7 protein-coding genes and 1 pseudogene are annotated in these 7389 nt (G+C 72.4%); 7 read left to right on the top strand and 1 reads right to left on the bottom strand.

Annotated elements, in window-relative coordinates; translation table 11 throughout:
• Positions 1-266 (top strand): annotated as a pseudogene (locus tag DJ74_RS10635) (sulfite exporter TauE/SafE family protein); the annotation flags it as partial.
• A gap of 34 nt (positions 267-300) precedes the next feature.
• Here the strand turns inward: DJ74_RS10635 and DJ74_RS10630 are convergent.
• Positions 301-1608 (bottom strand): AGE family epimerase/isomerase, encoded by a 1308-nt coding sequence (locus DJ74_RS10630; protein ID WP_094527225.1) that lies wholly within the window; start codon positions 1606-1608, stop codon positions 301-303.
• Positions 1609-1748: 140 nt separating this feature from the next.
• Here DJ74_RS10630 and trxA point away from each other — a divergent pair, with 140 nt between their 5' ends.
• The 6 genes from trxA to DJ74_RS10600 all read left to right on the top strand — a co-directional run bounded on the left by trxA (position 1749) and on the right by DJ74_RS10600 (position 7284).
• On the top strand, positions 1749-2090 hold the full coding sequence (gene trxA, locus DJ74_RS10625; RefSeq protein WP_094527224.1) for a thioredoxin: 342 nt from the start codon (positions 1749-1751) through the stop codon (positions 2088-2090).
• The gene (locus DJ74_RS10620; RefSeq protein WP_254922165.1) at positions 2091-3245 is read left to right on the top strand and encodes an aminotransferase class V-fold PLP-dependent enzyme; all 1155 of its coding nucleotides are present in this window, start codon (positions 2091-2093) and stop codon (positions 3243-3245) included. It abuts the gene before it with no gap.
• Between the two features lie 84 nt (positions 3246-3329).
• Positions 3330-3890 (top strand): class I SAM-dependent methyltransferase, encoded by a 561-nt coding sequence (locus tag DJ74_RS10615; protein WP_094525229.1) that lies wholly within the window; start codon positions 3330-3332, stop codon positions 3888-3890.
• A gap of 96 nt (positions 3891-3986) precedes the next feature.
• On the top strand, positions 3987-5087 hold the full coding sequence (locus DJ74_RS10610; RefSeq protein WP_094525230.1) for a DoxX family protein: 1101 nt from the start codon (positions 3987-3989) through the stop codon (positions 5085-5087).
• Positions 5088-5150: 63 nt separating this feature from the next.
• The gene (locus DJ74_RS10605) at positions 5151-6440 is read left to right on the top strand and encodes a glucose-6-phosphate isomerase (RefSeq protein ID WP_094527223.1); all 1290 of its coding nucleotides are present in this window, start codon (positions 5151-5153) and stop codon (positions 6438-6440) included.
• A 115-nt stretch (positions 6441-6555) separates the two neighbouring features.
• On the top strand, positions 6556-7284 hold the full coding sequence (locus tag DJ74_RS10600; protein ID WP_094527222.1) for a CPBP family intramembrane glutamic endopeptidase: 729 nt from the start codon (positions 6556-6558) through the stop codon (positions 7282-7284).
• Positions 7285-7389 lie beyond the last annotated feature (105 nt).

Raw genomic sequence — 7389 nt, 5'->3', positions numbered from 1 at the left:
TCGGGAGCGCGCTCGGCGCCCGGATCGGCTCCGGGGCGACCGCGTACGTGGACGAGGACGACGTGACGGTCTACTTCGGGCTCATGCTCCTGGTCGCGAGTCTCGCCGTCGCGCTCGGCGAAGTCTCGGCGTGGCTGGCGATGCCGGTCCTCGACCGAGTCAGCTTCGTCCTGCTGATCGGCTCGGCGCTGTTGGTCTGCGCCGTCATCCTCTACCACGGCGCGCTCGCGGTCCGCGGGGGTCGCGACGCCGCACCGTCGGCGTAACGGGACCGACCCGCGAGCGCCCCGGCCCGGCGCCTCACGGCGTTCGCCGGGCCGACCGCCAGCTCTCGAAGAACGCGTCGGCGGGGTGGTAGTCGGGCTCGACGCCCGGCGGCTCCGGCGCGACGAGGTCCCCGTCGGCGTCCGACGGGAGCCGCTTCTCGTACCAGAGGCCGGCCGGCCCGCGGTACAGGTCCGTCCGAACCGCGAGTCGGCGGTGCCAGCGGCGGAACCCGTCGGCCGCGTCAGCGTCGCCGCGCGCCGCCGCCCGCTCCGCGAGCGCCGCGGCCGCCCCGATCGCCTCCGCGAGCGCCCAGCCGTACCGGTCCTCGACGAGCGGAGTCCCGTCGGCGGCGTGGGTGTAGACGAACCCGTTCTCCGTCCAGCCGTGATCGACGGCGGCGTCGAACAGCTCGGCGGCGCGCTCGTCCCAGCCGTCGCCGGAAGGGCCGTCGGTGCCGCCGTCGGCGTCGCCGGAAGGGTCGTCGGCATCGGCGGCGCCTCCCGCGCCCCCCGGCCCGTCGGCGTCGTACCGGTCGAGGAGCGCGAGGAGCTTCGCCCACTCCGCGTGGTGACCCGGCTGGTACCCCGGTGGGCGGAACTGATGGCGGGGCTCGTCCGCGTTGTAGCCGAAGTCGTGCTCCCACTCGGGGGTGTAGTGCTCCCAGAGGAGCCCGCCCGTCTCGGCGGCCAGGTCGACCGTAATCGCCTCGGCGATTCGGCGCGCCCGGTCGAGGTACCGGTCCTCGCCCGTCGCCTCGTAGGCGGCGAGGTACGCCTCGCAGGCGTGCATGTTCGCGTTCTGGCCGCGATACGGCTCTACCTCGGTCCACTCGGCGTCGCAGTCGCTCCGGAGCAGCCCGGCGTCGTCGCGGAACCGCTCCTCGATCAGCGCGTGCGTCGCCGCGACCCCCTCGCGGGCGCCGTCGATCCCGGCGTCCGCGGCGCGGGCGTACGCCAACAGGACGAACGCGTGGCCGTACGCCGATCGGGTGCGGTCGACGGGGTCGCCGTCGGCCGTGACGACGAGCCGGTAGCCGCCGTCGTCGCTCCGGTGGGCCTCGCGCAGGAACGTCAGGCCGTGTTCGGCCGCCGGGACGCACCAGTCCGGGCCGTCCGCGAGGGCGCCGAGCGCGAAGTTGGCGGCCGACCGGCAGGTCGCGACCAAGTGTCGCCGGTCGCCGGTGTAGGGATCCCCCGTCTCCGGGTGGAGAAGCCGGTAGCCGCGGTCGGCGAGCGCGTCCGGGTACTGGACGCGCAGCGTCGCGAGCAGCCGCGCACGGTGCGACCGCGCCCGGCGCTCGGCGTCGGTTGACGTCGCGTCGGTCGGGCTCGCGTCGGTCATCGAGTGCAACGAGGACGCGTCAGCGCAAAATGGCTGTCGGCGGTCGCGTCTCCCGACCGGTCCGCTCGGTGACACTCTTCCACACGATATTGTACGAAACACCCAAAACTATTATCACCGCTGGAGGCGTACCTGTGGGTATGAGTTCAACCGAATCCGTTCCCGCGGAGCCGATCCAGCTGTCCGACCCCGACGAGTTCGACGACCTCGTCGACGAGCACGGCGTGGTCCTCGTCGACTTCTACGCCGACTGGTGCGGCCCGTGCCGGATGATGGAGCCCGCCGTGGAGGCGGTCGCCGCGGACACCGACGCCGCCGTCCTGAAGGTCGACGTCGACGTCCACCAGTCGCTCGCGGGCGAGTACGGCGTGCAGGGTATCCCGACGCTGCTCGTCTTCGCCGACGGCGAGCTCGCCGACCGCATGGTCGGCGCCCAGACCGAGGACGTGCTGACCGACGCGGTCGCGGAGCACGCAGCCTGAATGGCCGACCTCGACGGCGAGGTGCTGACCCGAGACGACGCGATGTCGCACCGAGAGCTGCGCGCCGACGTGCCGGCGCTGGGTGAGGCGGCGTACTTCAACTTCGGCGCGCACGGCCCGAGCCCGGAGTACGTCGTCGAGGCCGCCGCCGGGTTCATCGCCGACCACGAGTACGGCTCGGCGACGACCGATCCGTACGGCCACGCCTTCGAGACGTACGAGTCGGTTCGCGAGCGGATCGCCGCGTTCGTGGGCGCCGAGCCCGAGGAGATCGCCCTCACCGAGAGCACGACCGACGGGATCAACCGGATCGCCGGCGCGATCGACTGGGAGCCCGGCGACGTCGTCGTCCGGACCGACCTCGAACACCCGGCCGGGGTCCTCCCGTGGAAGCGGCTCGAACGCGAGGGCGTCGAGGTCCGCGTCCTCGAGACCGAAGACGGCCGAGTCGACCGCGAGGAGTACGCCGAGGCGGTCGCCGACGCGCGCCTCGTCTGCTTCAGCGCGATCACGTGGACCCACGGGACGCGGCTCCCCGTGACCGAGCTCGTCGAAGTCGCGAACGAGGCCGGCGCGTTCACCCTCGTCGACGCCGTCCAGTCGCCCGGACAGGGCCCGTTGGACGTCTCGGCGTGGGGGGCCGACGCGGTCGCGGCCGCGGGCCACAAGTGGGTCCTCGGGCCGTGGGGCGCCGGCTTCCTCTACGTCGACCGCGAGACCGCCGTCGGGCTCGCGCCGCGGACCGTGGGGTACCGCAGCGTCGACGACCCGAACGCCGACGAGATCGAGTACAAGAAGGGCGCGAAGCGGTTCGAGGTCGGCTCGACGACCGCGGCCGCCCACGTCGGCCTCAGCGAGGCGCTCGACGCGATCGACGCGGTCGGGCTCGACGCGATCGAGTCGCGGATCGAGACGCTCACCGACCGGTTCAAGGAGGGCGTCCCCGAGGACCGACTCCTGAGCCCCCGAGAGTTCGAGAGCGGGCTCGTCACGGTCGACGTCGACGACCCAGACGCGACGGTCGAGCGGCTCGCGGAGCGGGACATCGTCGTGCGCTCGTTGCCGCACCCGGACGCGGTCCGCGCCTCGATCCACGCCGTCTCGACCGAGTCCGAGGTCGACCGGCTGGTCGACGCGCTCGCCGCGGAGTGGTGACGGCGGCGGGCCGTCGCGCGGTCCGCAGACGATCGCGGTCCGGCGGACCGGACTCGTTTTCACACTCGACGCTCAAGGCCTCGCATGGGTTTTCACACGTTCGACGTCGACCGAGCGTCGGAGCTGGAGCGTCCGGAAGTCCGGTACCGCTGGGTGTCCGCCGAGGAGCTCGTCGGTCCGCTCGCGGCCGCCGACGTCGAGGTCGTCGCCGACCTCGGCAGCGGCACCGGGTTCTACACCGACGACGTCGCGCCGCACGCCGAGACGGTTTACGGCGTCGACGTGCAGCCCGAGATGCACGACCGGTACCGCGAGAAGGGCGTGCCGGAGAACGTCGAACTCGTCGTGAGCGACGTGGCGGACCTCCCGTTCGCGGACGGCGAGCTCGACGCCGCATTCTCGACGATGACGTACCACGAGTTCGCGAGCGACGCGGCGCTCGCGGAGCTCGCGCGGACGATCCGGTCCGGCGGGTCCCTCGTCACCTTCGACTGGAGCGCCGACGGCGACGGCGACGGCGGCCCCCCGACCGACGAGCGCTTCGCCGCCGCCGACGCGGTGGCGGCGCTGGAGGCGGCCGGGTTCGAAGTCGTCTCCGAATCGACGCGCACGGAGACGTTCGGCGTCGTGGCCCGGGCGCCGTAGGCGGCGGCCGTCGCGGCCGCGAAATCGCCGTCTCGCGGTCGCTCGCGAACGTCCGTTAAGAAATACCGTTAGGTGCGTCCGGCTCTTAGACGAGGTATGTCCGTTCGCTCCCGCTCGGTCGCGATCGTCGCACTCGCACTGGTCGCGACCCTCGCCGCGCGGCCGGCGGCCGCCCACGTCGACTACGTCACCGAGGGGTCGGGCGATCCCATCGACGCGGTGGCGTTCACCGCCGAGGTGCTCTCGGACCCGTTCAACGCGGCGCTGTTCGCTGGGTCCGGCCTCCTCGTGACCGCCGGGATCGCGGCGTACCTGTGGGTGCGTCCGACGATCGTCGACGTCGTGGTCCTCCGCGAGAAGCTCGCCAGCTACGGCGACCTCGTCGCGTGGATGCTGCGACTCGCCGTCGGCCTCCCGCTCGTCGGCGCCGGCTTCCAAGGGTACCTGTTCGCGCCGACGCTCTCGTTCGACACCGGGGCGAGCCCGCTCCTCCGGGTGCTGTTCATCGGGCTCGGCTTCTGTCTCCTCTTCGGGCTCGCGACCCGGATCGTCTCGACGGTTGGGCTGTTGACCTACGCGTGGGTGTTCCTCGCCGTCGACCCGATCGTCGTCCTCGCGGTGGAGTACGTCCCGGTGTTCGTCGCGCTTGCGATCCTCGGCGGCGGCCGGCCGAGCGCCGACGACATGCTGTTGGAGGTCGCGAGCACGCCGGGGTCGTACTACGGTCGGATCGATCCCGTCCATCACCTGAAGGGGTTCCTGGACGAGTCGACCGCCCCGCTACGGCGGTACGTCCCGACCGTGCTCCGGGTCGGAATGGGGATCTCGTTCGTCTACCTCGGGCTGATTCAGAAGCTCGCCGACCCCGGGAGCGCGCTGCTCGTCGTCGAGAAGTACGGCCTCACGTCGGTCGTCCCCGTCGACGCCGGACTGTGGGTCGTCGGCGCCGGGGTGACGGAGATCGCGGTCGGCGTCGCGCTGATCGCGGGCTTCTTCACCCGCGGCGCGGCCGCGCTCTCGTTCGTGCTGTTCACGACGACGCTGTTCGGGCTCCCCGACGACCCCGTCCTCGCCCACGTCGCGCTGTTCGGCATGGCCTCGGCCGTCTTCACGCTCGGCTCCGGGCCGCTCGCGTTCGACCACTGGTTCGGCCGTCCGGCGCTCGACGACGACGAGGCGGTCATCCCGGCCGACTGAGGGGAGAGGGCGGTCGGCGAGCAGAGGACCGGTTTTAACACTCGGTCGCCCGCGTAGGGAGGTATGAACGTCGACCTCGGCAACGCACTGGAGACGACGCCCGGACTCACCGACGAGACGCTGGAGCGCCTCGACGAGCGCGTGGCGGACGCGCACGACCGGATCGACGCCGGGATGGACGGAGACGAGTTCGGCTACGCCGCGTTGACCCTGCCGGAGACGACCGACGCGGAGGCGATCCGGGCGGCGACCGACCGGTTCGACCGCCCGGAAGCCGTGCTGACGGTCGGGATCGGCGGGAGCGCGCTCGGCGCGGCGACGATCGCGAACGCCCTCGAGAGCGACGTGGACGCCTACTTCCTCGACAACGTCGACCCCGACGCGGTCGACGCGCTGCTCGCCGACCTCCCGCTCGCCGACACCGTCGTCAACGTCGTCTCGAAGTCCGGGACGACCGCGGAGACGCTCGCGAACTTCCTCGTCGTCCGCGAGGCGATGACGGAGGCGGGCGTCGACTGGACCGAGCGCACCCTCGTGACGACGGGCGAAGAGGGGAACCTCCGGGCGCTCGCCGACGACCACGACCTCCCCGCGCTCGACGTGCCCGACGGGGTGCCGGGGCGCTTCTCCGCGCTCTCGACGGTCGGGCTCGCGGTGCCGGCGCTGCAGGGCCACGACGTCGAGGCCGTGCTGGCGGGCGGGCGCGACGGGATGGCGGCCCTGTCGGGCTCGCTGTTCGAGACGCCCGCGTACGCCTACGGCGCGGCGACGTACGCCCTCGCGGAGCGCGGCGCGCTCACGAACGCCGTGATGCCGTACGCGGAGTCGCTGGAGACGTTCGCGGAGTGGTTCGCGCAGCTGTGGGCCGAGAGCCTCGGCAAGGACGGGCTCGGCCAGACCCCCGCGCGGGCGCTCGGCGCGACCGACCAGCACTCTCAGCTCCAGTTATACCGCGCCGGCCCGCCGGACAAGCTCGTGTCGCTGATCCGCCCGACCGAACGCGCGGAGACGCCGATCCCCGAGACAGACCTCGACGGGCTCGCGTACCTCGGCGGCTCGTCGCTCGGGGAGCTGTTGGACGCCGAGTTCGAGGCGACCGAGGCGAGCCTCGCGGCCGCCGACGTGCCGAGCGTCCGCGTCGAGATCGACGGCGTCGACGAGCGGAGCCTCGGCGAGCTCCTCTACGGGATGGAGGCCGCCTGCGTGCTGTACGGCGAGCTGGCGAGCGTCTCGACGTTCACCCAGCCCGCGGTCGAGTGGGGGAAGAAGGCGGCTCGCGGGCTGCTCGGCGGCGGGGACTTCCCCGAGGCCGACGCCGTGGCCGACAAGCGGGAACTGCGCGTCGAGCGGTGAGGCGGCGGGGACTCGCGCGCCGGCGCGTCGCGGGCCGCCACGTCGCTCACCGACGCCGACGCGACGCAGTTCGCCTTCCGGTGCCGATAAACCCCCCCGACCCGTACGACCGCCGATGAGCGAGACGCCGCCCGAACCGATGAACAACGTCCTCCGTCTCGCGAGCGCGGCGTTCGCGGTCCTCCTCGCGCTCCTCGTCGCCGGCGCGGTGACGACGCCCGTCTCCGAGTTCGCCGTCTCGCTCGGGCTGGTGGGTGAGGGGACGACCGGCCTCCAGGTGTTCCGGACCCTGCTGCAGTTCGTCGGGTTCCTCGTCGCGGTCGTCGGCTACCTCGCGATCACCGACCAGTGGGGGCTCGTCGGCGTCTCCCGGCCGACGCTCCGGGACGCCGGGCTCGTCCTCGGCGGCGGGCTCGCCCTGTTCGCGTTCCAGTACGGCGCGCTGTTCGTGCTCGGGGAGATCGGGCTCACGACCGGACAGAACCAGGCGGTCGTGCCAGACGGCGACCCGGTGACGTACTACCTCGTCATGGTCGCCGTCTCGCTGTTCGTCGTCGGACCGGTCGAGGAGGCCCTGTTCCGGGGCGTCGTCCAGGGCGGGCTCCGGCGCGCGTTCGACGCGGCCCCGGCGATCCTGCTCGCCAGCCTCGCGTTCGGGCTGGTTCACCTGCCCTCGGTCTCGGGGAGCCCCGGCCAGCGGTGGGCGTACGTCGCCGTCGTCGTCGTGCTCGGCGCGGTGCTCGGGGTCCTCTACGAGCGCACGGAGAACGTGGTGGTGCCCGGCCTCGCGCACGGCGTCTACAACGCCGTCATCTACGTCGTGCTCCTCGCGCAGTCGCTGTGATATGTCCCCGTCGCTGATGGGAACGCTCCAAAATCCCCAGCCGCTCGGTCGTATGTGGTTGACAGCAGATCATCGACGAACATCTCCAAAGCCCCAGCCGTGAGG

The sequence above is a fragment of the Halorubrum sp. Ea8 genome, from assembly GCF_002252925.1.
Classification (GTDB): Archaea; Halobacteriota; Halobacteria; order Halobacteriales; family Haloferacaceae; genus Halorubrum.
The sequence above is the reverse complement of the archived record's forward strand: the minus strand, read 5'-3'. Positions and strand labels throughout refer to the sequence as shown.